Origin of the sequence: Crystallibacter degradans, assembly GCF_012952295.1 — a bacterium.
In the GTDB taxonomy this organism is placed as follows: Bacteria; Actinomycetota; Actinomycetes; order Actinomycetales; family Micrococcaceae; genus Crystallibacter; species Crystallibacter degradans.
Genome location: NZ_JABBCH010000018.1, coordinates 47,203 through 69,251 on the forward strand (window position 1 = coordinate 47,203; position 22,049 = coordinate 69,251).

29 protein-coding genes are annotated in these 22,049 nt (G+C 67.1%); 8 read left to right on the forward strand and 21 right to left on the reverse strand.

Annotated elements, in window-relative coordinates:
* Window positions 1–181: 181 nt before the first annotated feature.
* The 9 genes from HGO92_RS19855 to HGO92_RS19895 form a co-directional block, all read right to left on the reverse strand.
* Window positions 182–1,678, reverse strand: coding sequence for a multicopper oxidase family protein (locus tag HGO92_RS19855; protein ID WP_169997925.1), 1,497 nt, complete (start codon window positions 1,676–1,678; stop codon window positions 182–184).
* Window positions 1,675–1,947, reverse strand: coding sequence for an SHOCT domain-containing protein (locus HGO92_RS19860; protein ID WP_169997927.1), 273 nt, complete (start codon window positions 1,945–1,947; stop codon window positions 1,675–1,677). The genes HGO92_RS19855 and HGO92_RS19860 overlap by 4 nt, the downstream gene beginning before the upstream one ends.
* A gap of 83 nt (window positions 1,948–2,030) precedes the next feature.
* Window positions 2,031–3,437: an MBL fold metallo-hydrolase gene (locus HGO92_RS19865; protein WP_169997929.1), complete on the reverse strand. Its 1,407-nt coding sequence runs from the start codon at window positions 3,435–3,437 to the stop codon at window positions 2,031–2,033.
* 111 nt (window positions 3,438–3,548) lie between these two features.
* Window positions 3,549–3,947 (reverse strand): rhodanese-like domain-containing protein, encoded by a 399-nt coding sequence (locus HGO92_RS19870; protein ID WP_169997931.1) that lies wholly within the window; start codon window positions 3,945–3,947, stop codon window positions 3,549–3,551.
* A 14-nt stretch (window positions 3,948–3,961) separates the two neighbouring features.
* Window positions 3,962–4,324 carry a thioredoxin family protein gene (locus HGO92_RS19875; protein ID WP_169997933.1) on the reverse strand — a complete coding sequence of 121 codons (363 nt, stop codon included), beginning with the start codon at window positions 4,322–4,324 and terminating at the stop codon, window positions 3,962–3,964.
* Between the two features lie 77 nt (window positions 4,325–4,401).
* A complete protein-coding gene (locus HGO92_RS19880) occupies window positions 4,402–4,698 on the reverse strand; it encodes a rhodanese-like domain-containing protein (protein WP_169997935.1) in 297 nt (98 codons plus the stop codon).
* Between the two features lie 44 nt (window positions 4,699–4,742).
* Window positions 4,743–5,084, reverse strand: a complete 342-nt coding sequence (locus tag HGO92_RS19885) for a rhodanese-like domain-containing protein (RefSeq protein ID WP_169997937.1) — start codon at window positions 5,082–5,084, stop codon at window positions 4,743–4,745.
* A 71-nt stretch (window positions 5,085–5,155) separates the two neighbouring features.
* Window positions 5,156–6,067, reverse strand: coding sequence for a sulfite exporter TauE/SafE family protein (locus HGO92_RS19890; protein ID WP_169997939.1), 912 nt, complete (start codon window positions 6,065–6,067; stop codon window positions 5,156–5,158).
* Window positions 6,064–6,687: a rhodanese-like domain-containing protein gene (locus HGO92_RS19895; protein WP_169997940.1), complete on the reverse strand. Its 624-nt coding sequence runs from the start codon at window positions 6,685–6,687 to the stop codon at window positions 6,064–6,066. The genes HGO92_RS19890 and HGO92_RS19895 overlap by 4 nt, the downstream gene beginning before the upstream one ends.
* A gap of 122 nt (window positions 6,688–6,809) precedes the next feature.
* On the opposite strand from HGO92_RS19895, the gene HGO92_RS19900 reads away from it, so the two are divergent.
* From HGO92_RS19900 to HGO92_RS19910, 3 genes are read left to right on the forward strand one after another with little or no spacing between them, the layout of a single operon-like run.
* Window positions 6,810–7,067, forward strand: coding sequence for a metal-sensitive transcriptional regulator (locus tag HGO92_RS19900; RefSeq protein ID WP_142117514.1), 258 nt, complete (start codon window positions 6,810–6,812; stop codon window positions 7,065–7,067).
* A 33-nt stretch (window positions 7,068–7,100) separates the two neighbouring features.
* A complete protein-coding gene (locus HGO92_RS19905) occupies window positions 7,101–7,517 on the forward strand; it encodes a DUF302 domain-containing protein (RefSeq protein WP_169997942.1) in 417 nt (138 codons plus the stop codon).
* Entirely contained in the window at window positions 7,518–7,904 is a 387-nt protein-coding gene (locus tag HGO92_RS19910) for a DsrE family protein (RefSeq protein WP_169997944.1), read from the forward strand. It abuts the gene before it with no gap.
* 258 nt (window positions 7,905–8,162) lie between these two features.
* Here the strand turns inward: HGO92_RS19910 and HGO92_RS19915 are convergent, their stop codons facing one another.
* The 12 genes from HGO92_RS19915 to HGO92_RS19970 all read right to left on the reverse strand — a co-directional run bounded on the left by HGO92_RS19915 (window position 8,163) and on the right by HGO92_RS19970 (window position 18,168).
* Window positions 8,163–8,369 carry a hypothetical protein gene (locus HGO92_RS19915; RefSeq protein ID WP_169997946.1) on the reverse strand — a complete coding sequence of 69 codons (207 nt, stop codon included), beginning with the start codon at window positions 8,367–8,369 and terminating at the stop codon, window positions 8,163–8,165.
* A gap of 182 nt (window positions 8,370–8,551) precedes the next feature.
* Entirely contained in the window at window positions 8,552–9,511 is a 960-nt protein-coding gene (locus HGO92_RS19920) for an arsenic resistance protein (RefSeq protein WP_169997948.1), read from the reverse strand.
* Window positions 9,512–9,681: 170 nt separating this feature from the next.
* Complete coding sequence (locus tag HGO92_RS19925; protein WP_413542066.1) at window positions 9,682–10,305, reverse strand: vitamin K epoxide reductase family protein; 624 nt, start codon at window positions 10,303–10,305, stop codon at window positions 9,682–9,684.
* Between the two features lie 32 nt (window positions 10,306–10,337).
* Window positions 10,338–10,967, reverse strand: a complete 630-nt coding sequence (locus HGO92_RS19930) for a TlpA family protein disulfide reductase (RefSeq protein ID WP_169997951.1) — start codon at window positions 10,965–10,967, stop codon at window positions 10,338–10,340.
* A gap of 15 nt (window positions 10,968–10,982) precedes the next feature.
* Window positions 10,983–11,732, reverse strand: coding sequence for a cytochrome c biogenesis CcdA family protein (locus HGO92_RS19935; protein ID WP_169997953.1), 750 nt, complete (start codon window positions 11,730–11,732; stop codon window positions 10,983–10,985).
* Window positions 11,733–11,812: 80 nt separating this feature from the next.
* Window positions 11,813–12,445, reverse strand: coding sequence for a copper resistance CopC family protein (locus HGO92_RS24345; protein ID WP_169997955.1), 633 nt, complete (start codon window positions 12,443–12,445; stop codon window positions 11,813–11,815).
* A 43-nt stretch (window positions 12,446–12,488) separates the two neighbouring features.
* Window positions 12,489–13,229 (reverse strand): hypothetical protein, encoded by a 741-nt coding sequence (locus HGO92_RS19945; protein WP_169997957.1) that lies wholly within the window; start codon window positions 13,227–13,229, stop codon window positions 12,489–12,491.
* A gap of 5 nt (window positions 13,230–13,234) precedes the next feature.
* Window positions 13,235–15,139, reverse strand: coding sequence for a bifunctional copper resistance protein CopD/cytochrome c oxidase assembly protein (locus tag HGO92_RS19950; protein WP_264669841.1), 1,905 nt, complete (start codon window positions 15,137–15,139; stop codon window positions 13,235–13,237).
* Window positions 15,136–16,152 (reverse strand): cytochrome c oxidase assembly protein, encoded by a 1,017-nt coding sequence (locus HGO92_RS19955; protein WP_240974805.1) that lies wholly within the window; start codon window positions 16,150–16,152, stop codon window positions 15,136–15,138. The genes HGO92_RS19950 and HGO92_RS19955 overlap by 4 nt, the downstream gene beginning before the upstream one ends.
* Window positions 16,153–16,162: 10 nt before the next feature.
* Window positions 16,163–16,819, reverse strand: a complete 657-nt coding sequence (locus HGO92_RS19960; RefSeq protein WP_169997980.1) for a DsbA family protein — start codon at window positions 16,817–16,819, stop codon at window positions 16,163–16,165.
* Window positions 16,820–16,867: 48 nt separating this feature from the next.
* Window positions 16,868–17,785 (reverse strand): cation diffusion facilitator family transporter, encoded by a 918-nt coding sequence (locus HGO92_RS19965; RefSeq protein ID WP_169997959.1) that lies wholly within the window; start codon window positions 17,783–17,785, stop codon window positions 16,868–16,870.
* Window positions 17,782–18,168 carry an ArsR/SmtB family transcription factor gene (locus HGO92_RS19970; RefSeq protein ID WP_169997961.1) on the reverse strand — a complete coding sequence of 129 codons (387 nt, stop codon included), beginning with the start codon at window positions 18,166–18,168 and terminating at the stop codon, window positions 17,782–17,784. Before HGO92_RS19970 ends, HGO92_RS19965 begins: the two co-directional genes overlap by 4 nt.
* Window positions 18,169–18,253: 85 nt before the next feature.
* Here HGO92_RS19970 and HGO92_RS19975 point away from each other — a divergent pair, with 85 nt between their 5' ends.
* The 5 genes from HGO92_RS19975 (at window position 18,254) to HGO92_RS19995 (ending at window position 21,993) form a co-directional block, all read left to right on the forward strand.
* Window positions 18,254–18,646 carry an ArsR/SmtB family transcription factor gene (locus HGO92_RS19975; RefSeq protein WP_169997963.1) on the forward strand — a complete coding sequence of 131 codons (393 nt, stop codon included), beginning with the start codon at window positions 18,254–18,256 and terminating at the stop codon, window positions 18,644–18,646.
* Window positions 18,643–20,595, forward strand: a complete 1,953-nt coding sequence (locus tag HGO92_RS19980; protein WP_169997965.1) for a heavy metal translocating P-type ATPase — start codon at window positions 18,643–18,645, stop codon at window positions 20,593–20,595. Before HGO92_RS19975 ends, HGO92_RS19980 begins: the two co-directional genes overlap by 4 nt.
* Entirely contained in the window at window positions 20,592–21,101 is a 510-nt protein-coding gene (lspA, locus tag HGO92_RS19985) for a signal peptidase II (RefSeq protein ID WP_169997967.1), read from the forward strand. Before HGO92_RS19980 ends, lspA begins: the two co-directional genes overlap by 4 nt.
* Window positions 21,102–21,186: 85 nt before the next feature.
* Window positions 21,187–21,483, forward strand: a complete 297-nt coding sequence (locus tag HGO92_RS23485) for a hypothetical protein (protein WP_205834793.1) — start codon at window positions 21,187–21,189, stop codon at window positions 21,481–21,483.
* Between the two features lie 9 nt (window positions 21,484–21,492).
* Window positions 21,493–21,993 carry a multicopper oxidase domain-containing protein gene (locus HGO92_RS19995; RefSeq protein ID WP_346769034.1) on the forward strand — a complete coding sequence of 167 codons (501 nt, stop codon included), beginning with the start codon at window positions 21,493–21,495 and terminating at the stop codon, window positions 21,991–21,993.
* Window positions 21,994–22,049: the final 56 nt, after the last annotated feature.

Here is a 22,049-nt window from a genome sequence, read left to right on the forward strand (position 1 = left end):
GACGGATCCTGTCGGTGTTCGGTGCGGTATCCGGCTGAGCCGACGGCGGTGTCCCTGTGGAGCCGGCCGTTTACCGCCCGTGTCTGTTTTGATTCTGGACGTATCCGCACCGGGGGTCGTAGAGCACAGGTTGCAGAGCCATGCATGGGTTGCAGTGAGTTTTCCCGCGGTCGCTGGCTGGTCAGCGGGCTTGGACGGTGGCCATCATGCCTTGGTCTTCGTGGTCCAGGATGTGGCAGTGGAACACGGTGCGGCCGGAAAAGTCGTCAAAGGCCACCCGCACTTTCACCTGGCTGCGGGCGGGGACGTTGACCACGTCCTGCCAAGTGGGCCTGGTCACGTCGCGGCCGCCGTCCTGGATAATCTGCATGGGCCACACGTGCAGGTGGATGGGATGGTCCATGGGGCTGGAGTTGGCCAGGGTCCACTCTTCCACGGTCCCGGCTGCTGCCGTCTCGTCGAGCCGTTCGGGGTCGAACTCCCGTCCGTTGATGGTGAAGGCCATCATGGTGCCCTGTCCGCTGCCCATGCCCATTCCCCCGCTCATGTTTCCGTTCATGCCCATGGCGAAGTCCAGTGTACGGGCGGCGGTGACCGGTTCGTTCCGCAGATCGCGCAGCGGCTGTCCCTCAGGCACGGGCCCTGGGTCAGTGCCGGCGCTTCCCGAGACGGCCAGGGTGAGTAGTTCGACCGGGTCGCCACCGGGTACGTTGTCACCCCTCATGGCCCCGCTCATCATGGCGTTCATGCTGCCGCGGTCCACGGGGGCCGCGGTGAGGGTGGAGGACCCGCCACGGGTGTCCACGAGCAGCTCAACGCGGTTGCCGGGGGCGAGAACCACTTCGGTGACGTCCTCGGGGACCGGCAGGCGCCCGAGGTCCCGGCTGAGCAGCCGGACCCCCTGGCCCTCCAGTGCCAGGCGCAGGTACCGGGAGGGGCAGGCGTTGATGATCCGCCAGCGCTCCCGCTCCCGGGGCGCGGCGCGCAGTTGCGGGCGGAGTTGTCCGTTGACCAGGACGATCTGTCCCTCGCGTCCCATCATCTGCTGCATCTGGTCCACCTCGGCGAGATTCCCGGAAGCATCCAGGGACAGGTCGGAGACCACCATGACCCGGTCCCGGGTGACCGGGACCGGGTCGGGGTCCTCCACCACGATGGCGCCGTAGAGGCCGGCGGCGACCTGGCCGGCGACGTGCCCGTGGCGGTGCGGGTGGTACCAGTAGGTGCCCGGCGGGTGGTCCTCTGGCAGGGTGAATTCGTAGTCGAAGGACCCGCCCGGGTCGATGCTGACGAAGGGGTTGTCGCTGTTGCCCTGGGGGGAGACGTGCAGTCCGTGCACGTGCAGGTTCGTGGGAGCCTGCAGCCCGTTGCGCATGGTGATCCGGATCGTGTCGCCCGCGCGGACCCGCAGGGTCGGGCCGGGCAGGGAGCCGTTGAACGCCTGGACGGAGGCCTCCCGCCCGCCGACCTGGATCCGTGCCGGCGCGGCGGTCAGGTCCAGCTCCAGTACACCGCCGCGGCTGGCCAGCACCTGGGGTTCGGCCAGGTCCTCACCCCCGGTGTATCCGAAGCCCGGGCCGTTGCCGGTGGTCAGCCACAGCCCGGCGCCGCCGGCAGCGGCAGCGCCGGCACCGACCGCGCCCAGTGCCAGCAGCTGGCGGCGTGTCAACGGCCTCACCGGCCGTCCTCCTCCAGTATCCGCCGCCGTTCCTGGTATTCCTCGGCGCTGATCTCCCCGCGGGCGTAACGCTCCTGAAGGATCTCCCGGGCACGGGCGGGGCCGACACCTGTGCGCGGTGGTCCTTGCATATCGGCGGGTGTGTTGCCGCCGGCGTTGCTGGTGAAGGCTTTGACCAGCACCACGGCGAGCACGACTACGCCCGCGATCAGCAGAAGCCAGAAGATCCAGGCAAATCCCATTCCGCCCATACCAAAGCCGTTCATCATCAAGGGATTCCTTATCTCTTTTCGTGCACGGCCAGGCCGTTCCTGACCGCAGGTTTTCCAGGACGTGCCGGTGGGTCGTGGTTCTAGGCCTTGGCTGACTGATGGGAGTTGTGCCAGGCGTCCCAGGCGGCGTAGCTGCCCTCGAGCTCGACGACGTCGTACCCGGCCCGGCGCAGGGCGCTGGCCGCGACGGAGTTCCGCACACCGGACTGGCAGTAGCTCACAATGGTTCCTTCGGTCGGGAGTTCATCCAGGTGCCACATGGCGCGGCCGCCGCTGAGCTGGTGCGAGCCGGGGACGTGCCCGGCGGTGTGCTCGGTCTTGTTGCGGACATCGAGCACCATGGCGGCGTCGAACCCGTCGAGTTTTTCGGGCTGGATCAGCTTGGGGGTGAAGGTGGGCAGCCCGTCGATGCCGGTGAGGTAGCCGGCGACGTTGTCGATGCCGACCCGTACCAGGTGGTCCCACATGTCCTGCGCCTGCTCCTGGTCCTTGGCCAGGAGCACCAGCGGGTTCTTGTCGGTTTCCGGGTTCACCACCCAGGCGCCGTAACTCGCTACTGACTTGCCGGCAGGGATGTTCAGGGACCGGACCACGGTGCCCTTATGGACTTCGCTGTTGGGGCGGGTGTCGATGAAGGTCAGCGTATCTTCTGCCAGGCCCGCGGCAACGATCCCGGTGGCAAGTTCGGGCAGCGGGGCGCGTTCGCCCATGACGGCCGGTCCTTCACGGTTTTCACGCTTCATCCGGCCGAAGTAGGCATGGGCGTCGGGCTGTCCGTCCAGGAGCTCGTCGATGAAGCCCTGTTCGTCGTTCGCGGCCAGGTAAGGTCCCCACCAGGAGTAGAGCCGCTCATAACCGACGGTGGAGGAGGGGACGGCACCCAGAGCCTTGCCGCAGGCGCTGCCCGCGCCGTGGGCAGGATGGACCTGGACGTAGTCCGGCAGCGTCAGGAACTTATCCCGCAGGCTCGCGAAGAGCTGCTTGGCGCCCTCGAACCGGGTGTCGATCCCGCCGGCTGCTTCGTCCAGCAGGTCCGGCCGGCCCAGGTCGCCGGAGAAGACGAAGTCGCCGGAGAGCAGGTAGCCGGGCTGGTCGCTGAACGCCCCGTCGGTCACGAGGAAGGACAGGTGCTCGGGGGTGTGGCCCGGGGTGTGGAGTGCCTGGATGCTGATGTTGCCTACGGTGATCGCGTCGCCGTCGTAGAGCCGTTCACCGTCGAATTCGTACTGCCAGTCGGGCCCGCCCTCACCCGAGACGTAGATCTTCGCGCCCGTGGCGGCGGCAAGTTCGCGGGTACCGGAGAGGTAGTCGGCGTGGATGTGGGTTTCGGTGACGGCCACGATCTCCATGCCGTTCTTCGCGGCCAGATCCTGATAGACCGCGATGTCGCGGCGGCCATCCACCACGACAGCCGTGCCGTTGGCCTGGCAGCCGATCAGGTAGCTGGCCTGGGCGAGGTCTTCATCGTAAATACGCTCGATAAGCATGTGATGCTCTCCTTCGGGAAGGGATGGGGGAGTTTTCCCCGTTGTTCTGATAACAAGACTAATACCCCCTGGGGTATTACGCAAGGCCGGAGCTGGCCTTGGTCCTGAGGGTCAGGATGTCCGCGCCGCCCGACTCAAGAGGCGGTGCCGGAGGGAACCTAGGGAGCGCCGCCGGTCAGGAGGAGGGTTGTCCGCCGGGGCCGCGGCGTAGATAACGGGGCGGCCGTTGCGGTACCACTCGGTGATCCCGCCGGCGACGTTCACGGTCTGGTAACCCCGGTCCGCGAGGATTTGTGCGGCCTGGCTGCTGCGCTTGCCTGAGCCGCACAGCAGGTGCAACGTTGTGTTCGGCAGGTCCTTCAGCCGGGAGGATATGTCATCCAGCGGGATGTTGAGGCTGCCCGGTATGTGGGCGATGGCGTATTCCTCACGGCTGCGGACGTCGACCACCACGGCTGCGGGCCAGGTGACGGCGAGTTCATCGGCCGTGATGGTCCGCGTGGCTGCCATGTGGTAGTTCCTTTTCAGGCCTGTTGCCGGGCGGTTTCGGCGTGGACTTCGTCCATGTCCAGGTTCTTCACGGCCTGGATGACCTGCTCCAGTCCTCGGGCGTTCAGGGCGCCGGGCTGGGAGAAGACCAGGGTTTTGTCGCGGAAGGCCATCAGGGTGGGGATGGAGATGATGCCGGCCGCTGCGGCGAGGGCCGGCTCAGCTTCGGTGTCCACCTTGGCGAAGACAATGTCCGGGTGCTTTACGGAGGCTGTCTCGTAGGTGGGGGCGAACATGCGGCACGGGCCGCACCAGGCTGCCCAGAAATCCACGAGGACGATCCCGTTGTTCTCCAGGGTTTCAGCGAGGTTCTCTTGGGTGACGTTGATGGTTGCCATGATCCGTTCGTGTCCTTCCGGTGTCGTCCGAAGCGCTTGGAGGATGTGGAGCCCTGAAGGGAGCCCAGATGACGGGGTCAGGTGGTGGGGAGGCCTGCGCGGGTCCAGGCTGTCATGCCGCCGGCCATGGTGTCCGCGGTGTAGCCGGCACCGTTGAGCGCGTCAGCGACCTGGGCGGACCGGTTCCCGCTGCGGCAGACGGCGATGACCGGGACGCTGGGGTCCAGTTCGGACAGGCGGGTCTGCAGCTGTCCCATGGGGATGTGCAGGGCGCCGGGGATCATGCCGTCGGCGACTTCGAAATCTTCGCGGACATCAAGGATCCGGGCCTGGTCGCGGCGCTGGTCGGTTTCGGTGACGGTGATTTCAGCCATGGGGTTCTCCTTCGAAAGTTCGGGTCAAAAGCGGGGTGGTGTGGTTAGCGGACGGTTTCGCCGGCCTGGCGCCAAGCGCCTATGCCGCCGCGGAGGGAGTAGACTTCGTAGCCCTGGGCGGCGAGGAGCCGGGCTGCGGAGGCCGAGCGGACCCCGGAGGCGCACATCGCGATGACCGGCCGGGTTTTCTGGATGCCGGCGGTGCTGGTCTGCAGCCGGTCCAGGGGGACGTGTTTGGCCTGGGGCGCCCGGCCGGTGCGCCATTCCTGGGCAGATCGGACATCGATCAAGGTAGCGCCGGAGGAAAGAAGGTCCTTGGCCTCGGCTACGGAGACGGTTTTGTAGGGTTTGCTGAATGCCTTCTTCAGGGAGCTGATGAGTCCCATGACGTTCATTCCTTTCGTATTGATCGAGTGGCGCCCCGGCGGGACGGCAGCGGTACTGGTTCGGCTGCCGGTCAGGCCGGAGAGGGCTGGCCGCTTCTGTGGGCGCTGTTCCTGTCGTTCTTGCGCAACGGGCAGGAGTTGACGAAAAACCAGCAGATTCCGGCAGCAGTCACGGCCAGGGCAGCAACACCGGCGACGATGATCCAGCGCAGTTCCTCCGGCGCCTGTTGGGTCAGGACAAAGGTGCCCATCGCCAGGACGAACCAGCCGAATGCTTTCCGCAGGGCAGCTTCCGGGATACGGCCCGCCAATTTGGAGCCCACCAGGGTACCCACTATCGCGGCTGCCGTGACGGCCAGGGTCAGGCCCCAGTCCAGGTGCACCGTGGTGAGGTAGCCGGCGAGCCCGGCGAAGGACTTCATGGCGATGACCACCAGCGAGGTTCCGACGGCCACGGACATCGGCAGGCCGCCCAGCAGTGCCAGGGCGGGAACGACGAGGAATCCGCCGCCGGCGCCTACCAGGCCGGTGACCAGACCCACGACGGCGCCGTCCAGCAGCACCCGGCCCAGGGGAAGTTCGTGCTTCACGGGTTCGGCGCCGTCACCCCCGCCTGCCTTTTTCCTGCCGCGGAGCATCGCGACAGAGGTGGCCACCATCATCAGGGCGAAGGCGATCAGCAGGATCTGACCCGGGATCCGGCCGCCGAGCAGCCCGCCGACGAAGGCGCCCGCCATGCCGGCGGCGCCGAAGATCAAACCGGTCCGCCACATTACCCTTCCGCCGCGGGCATGGCTGATCACGCTCACCGCGGAGGTGACGCCGACCACGAACAGGGACGCCGCGATCGCTTCCTTGGCCTCGAATCCGGCCACATAGACCAGGATCGGGACAGTAAGGATGGAGCCACCGCCGCCCAGGACGCCGAGCGAGAGCCCGATGACCACGGACAGGGCAAGGACAAGGAACAGGGTCATGGTCACGACGCTTTGGCCTCGGCTTCTGCGGCCGGGCCGACCGGGAACTGCAGGATGGCGCTTTCGCGGGTAGGCTCCTTGGCGGCCTTGTTCCACGGCATGGCCGAGATCGCCTGGCCCATCGCGCAGGTGTTCGTCGCGGCGGAGAAGGTCAGACCCGTGCCAATGGCGGCGGCAAGCATCCGGATCTTCGGGGAAACGAACTTGCCGCCCGCCAGGCCAAGGACAACAAGGGAGCCGGCGGCCAGGCGTACCTGGCGCTCCAGGTCCCAGCGGTTCTTGCCGCGGACCACGTCGCCGCCGGCGGCCGCGAACCCCGGGACACCGCCGGTCAGGACGTAAGCGGTGCCGATGCCGGCACCGCCCAGGCGCTGCCGTGCCTGCTCGGCGCGGGCACCGGACTGGCAGACCAGCACAACGCGGCTGCCCAGCCGGGCCGCCAGCTCATCCGTGTGCTCGGAGAGCAGCGGCAGCGGCACATTGTAGGAGCCGCGGATGTGCATGGACTCGAATTCGGCGGCGGAACGCACGTCGATCACCACGAGGTCCTGGTGCTCTTTGAACCAGGACTGGAGGGTTCCGGGGGCGAGTGCGGTAACGGCTGTTGCCTTGGAAGGGGACGTCATGGGTGGCCTCTCGGAAGGGGACGGGTGAATACCCACAGAGTATTGCAGATACCCCCGGGGGTAGTCAAAACACCCACGGGGGTATATAGTTGAGGGCAGCACCCCCATCGATGGAGACCCCCATGGAACTAAACCCAACCGAACTCACACCAGTGATCAACCGCCTCAAGCGCGCACAGGGCCAGCTTGCCGCCGTCACCCGGATGCTTGAAGAAGGCCGGGACTGCAAGGACGTCGTCACCCAGCTGGCGGCCGTGTCCAAAGCCCTTGACCGTGCCGGCTTCGCCATCATTGCCACCGGCCTGGAGCAGTGCATTGTCCAGAAGGACGCGACCATGGACCGGAAAGACCTGGAAAAGCTTTTCCTCTCCCTCGCCTAAACAGCGGACCGTCGAGCAACTTCGAGGAGCATCATGACGTACACCCTTGCCACCACCGTCTCCCTTCCCTGGGCGGAAGCGCTGGAACGCACCCGCGGGGCCCTGGCCGCGCAGGGGTTCGGAATCCTGACCGAAATCAACGTCCGGTCCACCTTCGAAGCCAAGCTTGGCGCCGAAGCTGCGGACGCCGTCGGGGATTACGTCATCCTCGGCGCCTGCAACCCGGCCCTGGCCAGCCGCGCCCTCGCCGCAGAGCCCGAAATCGGTGCACTGCTGCCGTGCAACGTAGTGGTGCGGCGGAGCAAGGACGCAGCCGTGACCATCATCGAGGCCATTGACCCGCAGACCATGGTCCAACTCAGCGACACGCCGGCCGTGAAAGAAGTGGCAGACGACGCCGGCACCCGACTCCGTACAGCCTTCGCCGGGCTGAGTGAAGCAACAAAGTAAATGTCCATAAACAGGACGCCGGCAGAAACCGTGAAAGATGGACACGGCAGGGGCTTTCTCATTCACTCCGCTGGGCCGCTTGAGCAGGACACCCTTGCCAGCATCCTCCGCAGCGCCTCCAACGCCCGTGCCGCACTCATCGCGGGAACTGGCATCGAAGTGGTGGTCCAGGGCCCCGGCGTCAAACTCCTCGCCACAAACTCACACGCCACGGAGGCCGTCAATAGCGCACGGCACCTGGACGTGAGCATCCTTGCCTGCGGCAACAGCATGCGCTCAACAGGCTTGGAAGAAAAAGACCTCGCTCCCGGCATTGACATGGTTCCCGCGGCCATCTCACACCTGGCCCAGCGCCAATGGGACGGCTGGGCCTACGCCAGGCTCTAAATTAGGTGGCTCTCCGGACGCGCGCTCCGCGCCGGACAAGGCACAAAACACGATCTCTGCGTAGCCCCGTACAACCCGTGCGGACGACTTCGGACATGCAAGTGCAGACGACTTCTGAAACTAACAGCCTGTTCACCTCCAATTCCTCGGTCGATGTCGCGTTCGCCCCGCCTGAGAAAGCGCCCGGTCAAGGATCCCCAAACAGGACGCGCAAAAGGGCCGCCTGACGCCTAACGTGAAATTTCGTACCGATCCTCCTCAGACCCCGGAGCCCGCGGCATTGAGCCCGCTCAATGCGTAAACCGCCAAGTCCTGTGGTGCCAGGTCTGTCCGAACAGCGCCGGCTTTTGCCGCCTGGCTGATGAGCTCGGCGATGAAGTCCTGCAGGTGCAGCTGTGCATCGGTTGCGTGGGCGTTTTGATGCAGGAAAGCCGCTGCCTCGCCGGCACCGCGGTGGTGGAGCATGAGGGCGTATGCCTCCAGGGCGGCACGGAGCTCGTCGCTCGAACCCGCTGCCTGGCTCCCGGGGGCGGACAGTGGGCGCGCAGCTTGGCGGCGGTGACGATATCAGCCCGGGTGGCATCTTAAGACATCACAAACACGGGTACGCCGGGGATGCCTTACGGTCCCGAATGCCCGGTTCCCTCCTAGCTGGGCTGGAGTTTGTGGTCCGGTTTGACGATTCGAGGAAGAAGTTTGACGTAGGCGACCATTCCGAGGAGTTCGACTAAGGTCTGCGTGACGACGACAAGGGACACGAGGGCGAGTGGTTCGGGCAGGGCCAGGGCCAGCGGGAGGATGACCAGCGAGTTGCGTGTCGCGCCGCTGAAAATCACGGCTTTCGTACTGCCCGCATCCAGCCCGGCTACCCGTGCCGCCGCCTTGCCGACGGGGACCATCAGCACCAGGAAGGCGGCATAAACGGGGATGACTGAGAGCAGTGATGCGAGTTCGTGCCCGACGCCAACGATCTGCGATCCGATGACGACGGCCAGCGTCAGCATCATCAACGGAACCATCAGCCCTTCCATCACCGCCATCACGTCCCGGCCGGCGGCTGCCCGCCGGGACCACCATTGCGTGAGGGCCGCCAGCACGAGCGGGATGATGATCAGCAGGACCAGAGCCTCGATGAAAGGTCCGGGTTCGATGGCTGAAACAAGGCCGGGGCCGATGAACAGCAGCAGGTACAGGGGCAACAGCAGCATCTGTGTCAGCATCAGCAGCGGCGCGGCAGCCAGGAGCCGTTCATTGGCGCCGCCGGCCAGTCCGGAAAACACGATTACATAATCGATGCAGGGAGTGAGGAGCACCATCATCACCCCGATCAGCAGGGCCTGATCATGGGCGATGAACCGCGACAGGCCGAAGACCACGGCCGGGACGACCACGAAATTCAGGACGAGAACGGTGGCCATGAACCGGACATCGCGTACCGCCTGGCTGGTCGAGGCGAACGGGATGCCCAGGAACGTCGCGAACAGCAGCAACCCCAGGACGGGGTTGATCGCCTGCTCGAGGGGCCCAGAGGCGGCAGGGACCAGCCAGCCGAACACCGCGCCGACGATGATGGCCAGCAGATACAGGGCGATCTGATGCCGTTCCATGGTTTTGATCAAAGGCGTTATTCCCACGTACCAAGCCTAGACAGATGCGTACCCGACGCATGACAGCGCACAAAGCCTGCGTGAGGAAACGAGAACCCGTTGGATGTTGCGACTCTTTTATGCGCGGCGATCGGACACTTTGCCCTGCGCGAGGTAAGCGCAGGATTGGCTTAAGCGCCCACGAAAGCGTTAAAAAAGCGAACGACAACCGAGGCTGCCACACCGACGTAGACCACCGCCACGAGAGTCCACGCCCACTCGGAGGCGGCCCTGGCCAGGCCAGCTGGTACTTTGATGACTCCACGGGCCATGTTTCTGACGGTCAGCAGGATGAACATGGGTATCATCGCGGCCCAGACAACCATGCAGTACAGGCACAGGATGTAGATTTCGAAGAGGGCCTGGCCCCATAGCCAGGCAACGAAAACCATGCCCAGTGTCACGCCGGCTTGCAGCCCGAGCCAGTACCAGCGGCTGAACCGGGCGCCCGCGAGTATGGCCATCGCGACGGTGATGATGATGGCGAACGCGGCGATGCCGATCAGGGGGTTGGGGAAGCCGAACAGTTCCGATTGCCAGGTTTTCATGACCCGGCCGCAGGAGACCCAGGGATTGATATCGCAGCTGGTCGCGTGCCCGGAGTCCTTGTACAGTTCCAGCCGTTCCAGGACCAGGATCCCTGAGGCAATGAAACCTATCGCCCCGGTGACCAGCAGGAGGAACCCGAACGGCCGCTGTCGGGCGAAAACCGGCAGGGCACCGCCTGCGGCATTGCCTTCCGGGGCCGCTGTCACGGGACGTGGCGTGGCGGTACGATTTGACGTGTTCACGGGGTGCGCCCCTTGGCCGTGTCGGAGATGAGTGCCTTCAGGGTGCTTTTCTGCGCCACGCCCAGGATCCGGGCTGCCACGCGGGTCTGGCGGTCCAGGACGAGGGTGGTGGGAACGGCCTGCGGCGGTACGTACTCGGTGAGGACGAGCAGGATTCCGCCGTCGGTGTCGTCGAAGCTGGGGTAGGTGGTCCCGAAGTTGCGTTCAAAGGCCGCCGCGGTGGCGGCGGAGTCGCGGAGGTTGACGCCGTAGAACAGCACGCCGTCGTCCTGGAATTCCTGGTGCAGGGCTTCGAGGTCGGCTGCTTCGACGCGGCAGGGGGCGCAGGCGGCGTACCAGAAGTTCAGCACCACGACCTGGTCCGCCCACTCAGTGGAGCCCACGGCTGTGCCGTCGTAGAGCCGGCCGGTGAGCTGGACGGGTTTGCCCCGGCCTGCGGGGGCGTATTCGGAGACCGAGCCGTCGCCGGCGATGTAGTTCTTGTTGTCTCCTGCCTTGGCCTGGGCGGCCAGCGAATCCGGTGCGGCGCAGCCGGCGAGGAGCAGGGCAGCGAATGCCGTGCCGAGCAGGACGCCGCGGCGGCCAGGCCGCGGTGTGCCGGGAGGAACGGGGATGCGGGGGTTCATGGTGGTGCCTTCCGGTTAGACGGGGGTGGTGAAGGTGCCGGCGAGGTTTTGCAGCTGGTAGATCCAGAGCATCCAGATTCCGGAGACCATCAGCACGCCCACGAGGATGAGCAGGGAGCCGCCGATGATGTTGAACGGGCGGATGTGGCGGCGGATGAAGCCCAGGCTTTTCGTGACCCAGTCCAGGCCCAGGGCCACGAGGACGAAGGGTATGCCCAGGCCCAGGCAGTAGAGGAAGCCCAGCAGCGCGCCGCGCCAGGCGTCCCCGGTGGTGGTGCTCAGGGCCAGGACGGCGCTGAGGGTCGGGCCCATGCAGGGGGTCCAGCCGAGTCCGAAGACCACGCCGAGCAGCGGGGCGCCGGCGACGCCGGTCCTGGGCTTGAAGGAGAGTTTTTTGGTGGTCTGGAAGAAGGAGAACCTGCCGACCAGGACCAGGCCCATGAGCACGACGAACACGCCAAGGACGCGGATCAGGGTGTCCTGCCATTGCAGCAGCCACCCGCCGATCACGCCGAACGCTGCCCCGTAGAGGGTGAACACGGCGGCGAAGCCGAGGATGAACAGGCCCACGCCGGCCAGGACCCGGCGCCGGCTGTCCGGCCGGGACGGGTCGGCCAGCCCGGACACGTAGCCCAGATACCCGGGGACGAGCGGCAGGATGCAGGGCGAGATGAATGAGACCAGACCGGCGGTCATGGCCAGCGGCATGGCCACCAGCAGCGCACCGGACTGGACCATTTCGGCGAAGTATCCGCCAATACTCATGTCGTTCCTTTACAGCACGGCGGAGGGCCCGTTGCCGGCACACCGTGGGTGTACCGGCAACGGGAAAGGGCCAGGGGCGGCTAGTTGCCGGCCTTGGCCTTCCTCCTCACGACGAACGCGGTCAGGGCGACGATGAGGACCAGGACCACCGCGGCCCCGATAAGGACGCCGGTGGCATCCGAACCGGTGGCTGCCTGTTCGCTGTCCCCTGCGGCTTCCGTCGACAGTGCTGCGGAGTCCGCGGGAGTGGCCGGTGCCGGAGCAGCAGACGGGGAGGCAGCCGGTGTACTTTCCGGTGTTGCCTGGCTCTCCGCCGATCCGGCAACGGTGAAGGTCAGTGTTCCTTCGATGGGGTGCGAGTCCGAGGACACGGCGCGCCACAGCACCGTGTAGTCACCGGCCGGCGCCCCGGAGCGGACTTCCTGGATCATGGCGTCGTCCACGATGCGGGTTTCGCCGTCGGTCCAGTCGTTGCCCTCGGCGTCCTGGATCAGGACGGTGCTGCCGAGGCCGACCACGTCCGCGGAATAGCGCAGGACGATGTCTCCGGGCATCTGTTCGACGGTGTCGCCGTCGGCAGGGTCGCTGCCCAGCAGTTCATCGTGCGCGAAAGCCCCGGATACCGGCTGCAGCAGGACAAGCGCTGCCGCCAGGAGGAAGGCAAGGGCCGCCGCCGCGGCGCGCGGCAGGCGGAAGGGCATCGGGTTGTTCATGGTTTTTCCTTTAAAGAAACGGGTCGCCCGGCCCCGCGTCGTCTCAGGCAGGGCGGGCAGGAATATAGGTGAAGTGCCGTGCTCGTTGAGCAGCGGGATCAGAGCATGAGCCGGCAGCCCGTTCGGGCCACAGGCGCAGCGTGGGAGCCGGACCAATGCCGGCCGGTGGCCCGCGCGGCGAGTCCCTCCGGTACCCCGTGCGGGCTACCGGGACGGAACCACATGTTCCGGGAAGGACACGGACCGCCGGTATCCACTGCGCGGGCGCGGGCAGGCGGAACAAGGCAAGGAGGCAGTCCGCGGCGAAGCGCAGGGCGGTTTCACCGCGGGCGATCATCAGGGCAGCGACCGCCGCGGCAAGCAGATGCGCCAATGCCATGGGCAGGGCCGGGAGCCCTTCACCCAGATGCAGATGGGCCGCCGGAACGGCATCCGCGGCGGCGGCGCACCACGTACCCGGTCCGGGCCCGTGGTGCGCCGGTGGACCGCCGGCGGGCGCGCATCCCTGGTGCGGGGAGAGCAGACCGAATAGTTCATGCAGGAGCAGCTGGCCCGCGGCCAGCACGGGCAGCAGGGCACGTGCAGGCAGCTGGCGGGAAACCAGCAGTCGCACGGGAAGTAACAGCAATGCGCCCAAGGTGGCAGTGATGCCGGCCGCGGGCAGGGTTCCGCCGCCGGCAGTGTGCGCCCCGGCGGCGAGGGCGATGACCACGACCGTCACCACGATGGTGCGAGGCAGGGCACCCGCGCTCCGCAGGTGCCGGTTGGCCGTGGAAGCGGGCATGGCGGTCAAAGCCTCCGCGTTCGGGTGGAACGCAAAGCGGTGGCAGCGGCGGCGCACAGCAGCGGCACGGCCCCGGCCAGCAGCATGGCCACGGCCCCGGAACGGAAGTCTGCGAGCACCCCGGCGGCGTCCGTACGGCCGAGGGACGCGAACCATTCGCCCTGCACCGGCTGGCCGAGGGCCGCGGTGTGGACCGCCCAGAGCACCAGCAACGCGGACAAGCCCAGCAGTGTGAAGACACCGGCCCGGTTCCCACTGCCCGGGCGGGTGCCGAGCACGGCGGCGGCCAGCACCAGGCCGATGGCCAGGGAGGCCGAGATCATCAGTTCGTGCCCGACATGGTCAGCCAGCGACCAGCGGAACAGCGGGGAATAGTAGAAGACGGCCAGGGCTGCAGCGGTGAGCACGCCCGCTGCGGCCGGCCGGGCCAGCAGCCGACCCGGTCCGGAGTCCGGCCAGGCGCTCATCGCTTCCCGCCATCCGAGGGTGGCGTCGGTGCGCCGGGGGAGGGTGGCCGAGGCCAGCAGATAGGGGCGTGCACCGGTCAGCAGCAGCGGGACGGCGAAGATGAGCAGCAGGTGCGCGGCGGTGTGCATGCCGAACAGGACCGGCAGGTACACCGTGGGCGCGCCGGAGGTCACATAGACCAGCAGCGCCAGTCCTGCCAGCCATGCGGCGGTGCGCCGCCACGGCCAGGACTTTCCGGCGGCGCGGAGCCGCCGGACGGCGGTGAGGTAGGCCAAAGTCAGGATCACGGCGACGGCGATCCAGAGCCAGTCCCAGCGCCACTGTGTCAGCCAGGCGCCGACGCTCACTTCGGGAGGGAGGTCGTAGCCGGTGAGGATATTGGCCGGGGTAGCCGGCGGTTCCGGCACACGGGGCACCGGCGGCGGTGTCTTGCCCAGGACCGCGGCGACGGCCATGACCGCGCCCAGGACGAGGGTTTCCACGGTGATCAGCTGCCAGATGAGACGGCGGCCGGTCAGGGAGCCGGTGTTCCCGGCGATCCAGCGGCGGTGTTCGAAGCCGATGTAGCCCAGGGCCAAGGTTGCGCTGGTTTTGAAGATGACCAGGGACCCGTATGTGGATGCCAGTCCGTCCCAGCCGCCGATCCGGTAGGCGGTGTTGATGATGCCGGAGGCAACGACAAGGGCGAACGCGGTACCGGCCATAATGGAGAATCTTGCGAGAGCTGTGCGCATCAGGTCGGTCCCGGCCGTTAGCTTGCCTGCTATCAGCCCGAGGGTGATGACTCCTCCGGTCCAGAGGCTGGCACCGAGCAGATGCAGGGCCAGAGCGTTGACCGCCCCGTTATGGTCGTCGCTGCCGGCCACATGGCCGATCAGCGACAGCGGCACGACCGCTGTCGCGGCCAGCAGGGCGGTGGCGGTGACGGCGCCGGGGGAGCGCACGGCGAAGGCCAGCGTCGCCACGATGGCTGAAATGACCGTGATGGCCAGCCAGGTCCTGCCCAGGGTGTGGTTGGTCATGTAGAAGGCAAGCTGTTCGGTGAACTCCGGGGAACCGGAGACCGGCAGGCCGACGGTGTCGGCGTAGGCGAGGATGAGGATGGACGCGGCGGCCAGGGCCCATACGGTCGCGGCGGCCGAGGCCACGGCCATGGCGTGTTCCCGCGCCGGATGCGGCCGGCCGTTCCCGGTTGCCGGAGGCAGGACGGTGGCGGCGATGGCGAGGGCGCCGAGGGTGACGGCCATGGCCAGGTGGTGCAGTGTCGTGGCCGCGGGCAGGCCCCAGCGCACGATCGCGCCGGGATCGGCCAGGAGCCGGGGCCCGGCGATTCCGGTCACGGCCGCTGCAATTATCAGGGCTGCCGCGGCGGCCGCGATGATCCCGGTGGTCAGCCGGCGTGGGGCCGGCGTACCGGTGTGCCGGGTGGAAAGTGTTTTCACGGGAACCTGCCATTGGATTGCCCCGGGGATGTTTGGCCGCGCTGCAGCCGGGCGAGGTAGTCGTTGTAGGCGTCAAGTTCGGGGGTGCCGTAGATCTCGGCGTCGGCGTCGGCGCGTTTGGACTGCCGGGATTCGTCGCGCTGCCAGCGGACCATGATGAAGAGCAGGATCAGCAGGGACGGCAGCTCGCCGTAGGACCAGGCCAGTCCCCCCGCGACGCCCTGGTCGGACACAGGGTCCACGCCCCAGGCGTCCGGCGGGTTGGCGAAGAAGCCGACGATGGGGGTGGTGGCCATCATAATGATCACGCCGAAAAAGGCGTGCAGCGGCATTTCCGAGAAAATGTCGATGAGCCGGCCGAAATGGGTCTGCCGGATCGGCAACGGATCCGTGGAAATCAACGGAACGGTGAAGAGGATGCCCGAGGCCAGGAACAGCAGTTCCAGGCCGATATGTCCGTACCAGGTCGGCAGCAGAGTGTCGGCCAGTTCGCTCAGATAGACGCCGTAAAAGGCGACCAGGAACAGCGGGATCATGAACCCGGGATGGATCGCGATCCGGGACAACCGGGAGCGCAGCCCTGCGTGGGCCAGCCGGAGCACCAGTTTTCCCGGACCCTTGTGCGGGGTCGCGCGCAGCAGCAGGGTGCCCGGGCGGCCCAGGATCAGCAGCGGCGGGGCCGCCATCATCAGGGTCAGCTGCTGGAACATAAAGACCGAGAACATCCGCAGCCCGTAGCCTTCGATGCCAGCGCCCATGGTCACCGCGATCAGTGCGCAGCCGGCCAGGAACACCAGGGTCCGCCACAGCGGCCAGCGCCGGTTGGCCGCCCAGAGCCGGGCCGCCCCGGCCAGGTAGGCCAGCGCCATGAGCGCCGCCAGGACCGGGATGAGCGGGACCGGCTGCAGGGTAGGCGCCAGCAGGGTTTCCAGGCTCGGCGGCAGGGCCGGCACCCACACGGGGCCGGTAACACCCGGATCATCCAGCCCGGGGAACGGGGTTTGCCGGAACATCACGGGCACGTCAGGAGCCGTTCGCTGCGGCCTCGACCACGGACCGGAATTCTTCGAGGGACTTGGGCTCGAGGAGTTTTCCGTCCAGGTAGAAGGTCGGTGTGCCGGACACGCCCAGGGCCTGCCCGTCGGCCTTGTCCGCTTCGATCCGTTCCGTGGTGGCCGGGTCGGCGACCGCGGCGTCATAGGCGCCCATGTCCAGGCCCAGGTCCTCGGCGTAGGTGCGGAACAGTGCGCTCTGATCGTTGGAGGATTCGCCCCACTGTTTCTGGGTGTCGAACATCTTGCGGTACATCGCCTCGTACTGACCCTGCTGGGCTGCCGCTTCCACGGACAGGGCAGCGTTCATGGAGTTCTTGTGTCCCGGCAAGGGGAAATACCTGTTGATGAAGGTGACCGTGTCACCGTACTCGGCCCGCAGCTCTTCGATGAAGGGGTACGCGGCGAGGCAGGATTCGCATTCGAAGTCCAGGAATTCGACGAACTGCGCCTTCTCATCCGGCGCCTGGGAGAGTACCCGGCTGTTTTCGCGTACGACCTGGCCGCCGTCCGTGGGTTCGGCAGCGGTGAGGGAGTTCTTCGTGAGGGTGAATCCGATGATTCCGCCGATGACGATCAGGCCCAGAAGGATCCAGAGAAAGATTTTCGCTTTCTTCGTTTTGTCCATGCCGGTAGTGCTCGTGCTCACGTGTTTCCTGTTCTATCGTGCTGGCCGTTAATGGCGGATGGTTTCGGTTCCGCGGTGGGAGACCGGTTCGATCTGGAAGGTGGAGTGTTCGATGGACACCGCGAAATCATCGGCGACGCAGGTCTGCAGATCGGCGAGCACGACGGAGACGTGGTCGGCCGTCAGGCAGGAGTCCCGGACCGTGACGTGTGCGCTGAGCACGGGGGTGTCGGAATCGACGCGGGAGGCGTGCAGGTCATGGACGTCGATGACGTGGGGCAGCGCGAGAAGGCGCCGGCGGACCTGGTCAAGGTCAAGGCCCCTGGGTGCGGTTTCCATCAGCACGTCGATGGTGTCCCGGAGCAGGACCAGGGTCCGGGGGATGATCAGGGCACCGATCAGCAGGGAGACGATGGCGTCGGCGCGGGTCCAGCCCGTGGCGGCGATGATGACCGCGGAGACGATGACGGCGACGGAGCCGAGGGCATCGTTGAGGACTTCCAGGAACGCGGCCTTCATGTTCAGGTTGCTGCGCCGGTCCGCGGCCAGGATGATCAGGCCGATGAGGTTGCCGGCCAGGCCGATAATGCCGAACCAGAGCATGGCCTCCGATTCGACTTCGGGAGGGTCAATCAGCCGCCGGATACCCTCGTAGAGGATGAACCCGCCCACGGCCAGCAGCAGGGCGGCCTGGCCGGCGGCAGCGATGATTTCGACCCGCTTGTATCCCCAGGTCCGCTTGTCCGTCGGGGGTTTCAGAGCCAGCGACGCGGCCAGCAGGGCGATCAGCAGTCCCGCGGAATCGGTGAACATGTGCCCGGCGTCGGCCAGCAGGGCCAGGCTTCCGGAAACCAGGGCGCCGATGATCTCGGCGACCATGACCGTCGCGGTGAGGGCGAAGACCACCGCAAGTTTGCCGCGCCGGCCCCGGGCCAGAGCGCCGTGGTCGTGGTCGTGCCCGCTCACGTCCCGGCTCCTGCAGGGCCCAGCAGTGCCGCGGGTGAGCCGTTCCGGGCCGGGTCGGCAGCCTCGCAGCCGGGGTCATCGCAGCTGCAGACGGGCTCGACCGTGAGGATGGTGCTCAACAGGTCCCCCAGTGCGTGGGCCAGCTTCGGATCGGAGAGTTCGTAACTCATCCGGCGGCCGGCCGGTTCGGCAACCACCAGACCGCAGTCGCGCAGGCAGGCCAGGTGGTTGGAGAGGGTCTGCCGGCTGACACCGATCTGTTCGGCCAGATCCGAGGGAAACGCCGGGCCGTTGCGCAGTTCCAGCAGCACGGCCGCACGCGTCGGATCGGCCAGAGCTTTCCCGAAACGCGCCAGCACATCAGTGGTGGAGAGAATCCTCATGGCCCAAACCATACAGAATTTTCTGAATTCAGTCACTTCTGGCAAACCGGCAAGGGCGATCGGTAGTTCTTGGTATTATCGGCATATGACGATCAATGAATCCTGCGGTGATGCCGCTTCCGGCCTGGATCCGGCGGCTGCCCTGTTCCATTCTCTCAGCGATCCGACCCGGCTCGCGATTGTGAAGCGGATGGCCCGGGGCGAAGCGCGTGTGGGCGATCTCACCGGTGAACTCGGCCTGGCCCAGTCCACCGTGTCGGCGCACGTAGCCTGCCTGCGCGACTGCGGGCTGGTGGACGGACGCGCCCAGGGGCGCAGCGTGTACTACTCGCTGACCCGCCCGGAGCTGATGGACATGCTCGCCCACGCCGAGGTCCTCCTGGCAGCCACCGGCAACGCGGTCAGCCTCTGCCCGAACTACGGCACCGCCGCAACCCGTGCCGCCGGTGCACGCGCCGCGAAGGAGAACGCACGATGAGCGACGCCTGCTGCAGCCATGACGAGGAACCGCGGTCCGGGGCAGAGGCAGCGGAGCATGAGCCCGTGAAGTTCTGGCAGGTGACCGAAGTCCGCTTCGCGCTGACGGCTGGCGTGCTGTTGCTGGCCGGCTGGGTCGCCGGCCTGGCCGGTGCCCCCTCGTGGCTGGTGCTGCCGCTGGAAATCGCGGCGCTGCTCGTTGCCGCCTGGACGTTCGTTCCCTCCACGCTGAAGCGCCTGGCGAAAGGCAAGATCGGTGTCGGCACCCTGATGACCCTCGCCGCCGCCGGCGCCGTCGCTCTCGGACAGTTCGAGGAAGCGGCCATGCTGGCCTTCCTTTATTCGATCTCCGAAGGGCTCGAGGAATACTCCCTGACGAAAACCCGCCGCGGCCTGCGCGCCCTGCTGGATCTGGTCCCGGCCGAAGCGACCGTGCTGCGCAACGGCACAGAGACCACGGTCGCCCCGGCCCAGCTTGTGCCCGGGGACCGGATGGTCGTGCGACCCGGCGAACGCCTGGCCACCGACGGCCGGATCATTACCGGCCGCACCTCCCTGGATACCTCCGCTCTGACCGGGGAATCCGTCCCGGTAGAAGCCGGACCGGGCAGCGATGTCTACGCGGGGTCGATCAACGGCACCGGACCGCTCGAAGTCGAGGTCACCAGCACCAGCGAAGAGAATTCGCTGGCCCGGATCGTGCACATCGTCGAGGCCGAACAGTCCCGCAAGGGCCCGGGCCAGCGGCTCGCCGACGCCATCGCCAGCCGGCTCGTGCCGGGCATCCTGATCGTTGCCGCCCTGATCACCGCCTTCGGCTTCCTGGCCGGGGAACCGCTGCTGTGGTTCGAACGCGCCCTCGTCGTCCTCGTCGCCGCCTCCCCGTGTGCCCTGGCCATCTCCGTGCCCGTCACGGTCGTCGCATCCGTGGGCGCCGCCAGCCGCATCGGTGTCCTGATCAAGGGCGGGGGAGCCCTGGAAACCCTCGGGAAAATCCGCACCATCGCCCTGGACAAGACCGGCACCCTCACCCGCAACCAGCCCGCAGTCGTCGATGTTGCTTCCGTCGACGGTGTCAGCCGGGAGCGTGTACTCGCCTTGGCCGCCGGGCTCGAAGCGCGCAGCGAACATCCCCTGGCCCGCGCGATCCTCGCCGCAACCGACGACAGGGCTGTGGTCACCGATGTGGACACGGTCCCCGGTGCCGGCCTGGAAGGCAGCCTCGACGGTAAACGCCTCCGCCTTGGCCGCCCGGGCTGGATCGCTCCCGGGCCGCTGGCCGCCGAGGTCGAGAGGATGCAGCAGGCCGGTGCCACCGCGGTGCTGATCGAAGAGGACGCGCGGGTGATCGGCGCCGTGGCGGTGCGCGATGAACTGCGTCCCGAAGTCCGCGGCGTCATCGCCCGGCTCGCCAAATCCGGGTACACCACGGCCATGCTCACTGGCGACAACACGATCACGGCCAACGCCCTGGCCAAGGCTGCCGGCATCAGCGAAGTCCACGCCGACCTCCGCCCCGAGGACAAGGCCGAGATTATCCGCACGCTCAAGGCCCGGCAGCCGACCGCCATGGTCGGCGACGGCGTCAACGACGCCCCCGCCCTGGCGACTGCCGATACCGGCATCGCCATGGGTGCCATGGGTACCGACGTCGCGATCGAGACCGCGGACATCGCGCTGATGGGAGAGGACCTGAACCACCTGCCCCAGGTGCTCGACCACGCGCGCCGGACCCGGGGCATCATGCTGCAGAACGTGTGCCTGTCCCTGCTGCTGATTGCCGTGCTGATTCCGTTGGCCCTGTTCGGGGTGCTCGGCCTTGCCGCCGTCGTGCTGGTGCACGAACTGGCGGAAATCGTCGTCATCGCCAACGGCGTGCGGGCAGGCCGGATCAGCCGCAAATCCGCCTTCGCTCCGGCGAAGGCTCCCGTGCTGGAGCCGGCGGCATGAGCGCCGAATCCACGGCCCGGACCGCAACACCGATCCGGGCCGGCCGCCGGGTCCGGGCGGTGCTGCTGGTCTGGGCGGCGGTGCTGGCCGCCGCCGACCTGGCCGTCAAGTCAACGGCCGAGGCCCTGCTCTCCGGCGGAGCGACGGCCGATCTGGGGGTGCTCAATTTCCGGCTGCTGTACAACCCCGGGGTCGCGTTCAGCTTCGGCGCGGATCTGCCGGACTGGGTGATCATCGCAGCCACCGGCCTGATCATTGCGGGCCTGGTCTGGTATGCCCTCTCGTCGGCCCCCACCATGACCCGGGTGTCCAGGGCCGGCGCGGGACTGCTGCTCGGCGGAGCGGCCGGTAACTTCATCGACCGGCTCGACGGACGCGGCGTCGTGGACTACCTGCATACGGGCTGGTTTCCCACCTTCAACCTCGCCGATATCTTCGTCACGGCAGGAGTGGCGCTGTTCGTCCTGGGCGCCTTCCTGCAGCCCCGGACCGGGACCGATACCTGAGGAAAGCCAACGGCCGCCGCAGCGTCGGGCAGGTGGCGGCATCCGGCTTATCCGGCGTACCACTTTTTGTAGAGGAGAAAACCCTTTGAAACATCTCATCCTGGGCGTCACCAATCCTTTCCCCGACCAGGAAACCAAACTGCGTCCCGGCCTCGATCCCGACCAGGTCACCCCCGGAGCACTCGGATTCTTCGCGACCTTCTTCATGGTGCTCGCCATCGTGCTGCTGATGCGCTCCATGGCCAAACGCATCCGCCGCGTCCGCTACCGGGAAATGGCCGCAGAACCGACGGGCACAGCGTCAGCGAGCAGCCCCGGGATACCGGACCCGCCCGCCCGCCCGGGCACAGGCGATTCACTCCCGGACCGGGTCCGAGCCTAGGCTGCAATGGTGTACCACCATGTTTCGCGCCGCACGTTCCTGCTCGGAACGGGGGGAGCCGCAACGCTGCTCCTGACCGGATGCGGCAGCACCAGTGACCCCATTTCCACCGCCGGAACACTGGACTTCGCGAATTCACTCAACATTCCGCCGCTGGCTCCCTCCACCGTTGCCACCAACGGGACAAGGGTTTTCAAGCTCACAGCCGAAGCAGGAAGCAGCCGTTTTCTCCCCGGTGGGCGGACCCCTACCTGGGGATATAACGGAGCCTTTCTGGGGCCCACCCTGCGGGCACGGCGCGGTGAGACAGTACGCGTCGCCATTGAGAACGCCCTCGAAGAGGCCACGACCGTGCACTGGCACGGCATGCACCTGCCGGCCATCTACGACGGCGGTCCCCACCAGGTCATTGCGCCGGGGGATGAATTTGCCCCTGAATGTAACTATTCAGGTCCTCGGCGTGGTTGGTTGATTTTCCCGGCAGGGTCGGGATGCTTGGGGTGTTCGTGACTTTTGATCCCCCGAGGCAGGTTGACGTGCCTGATGTGCCGCCGGTGTCCCCGGTT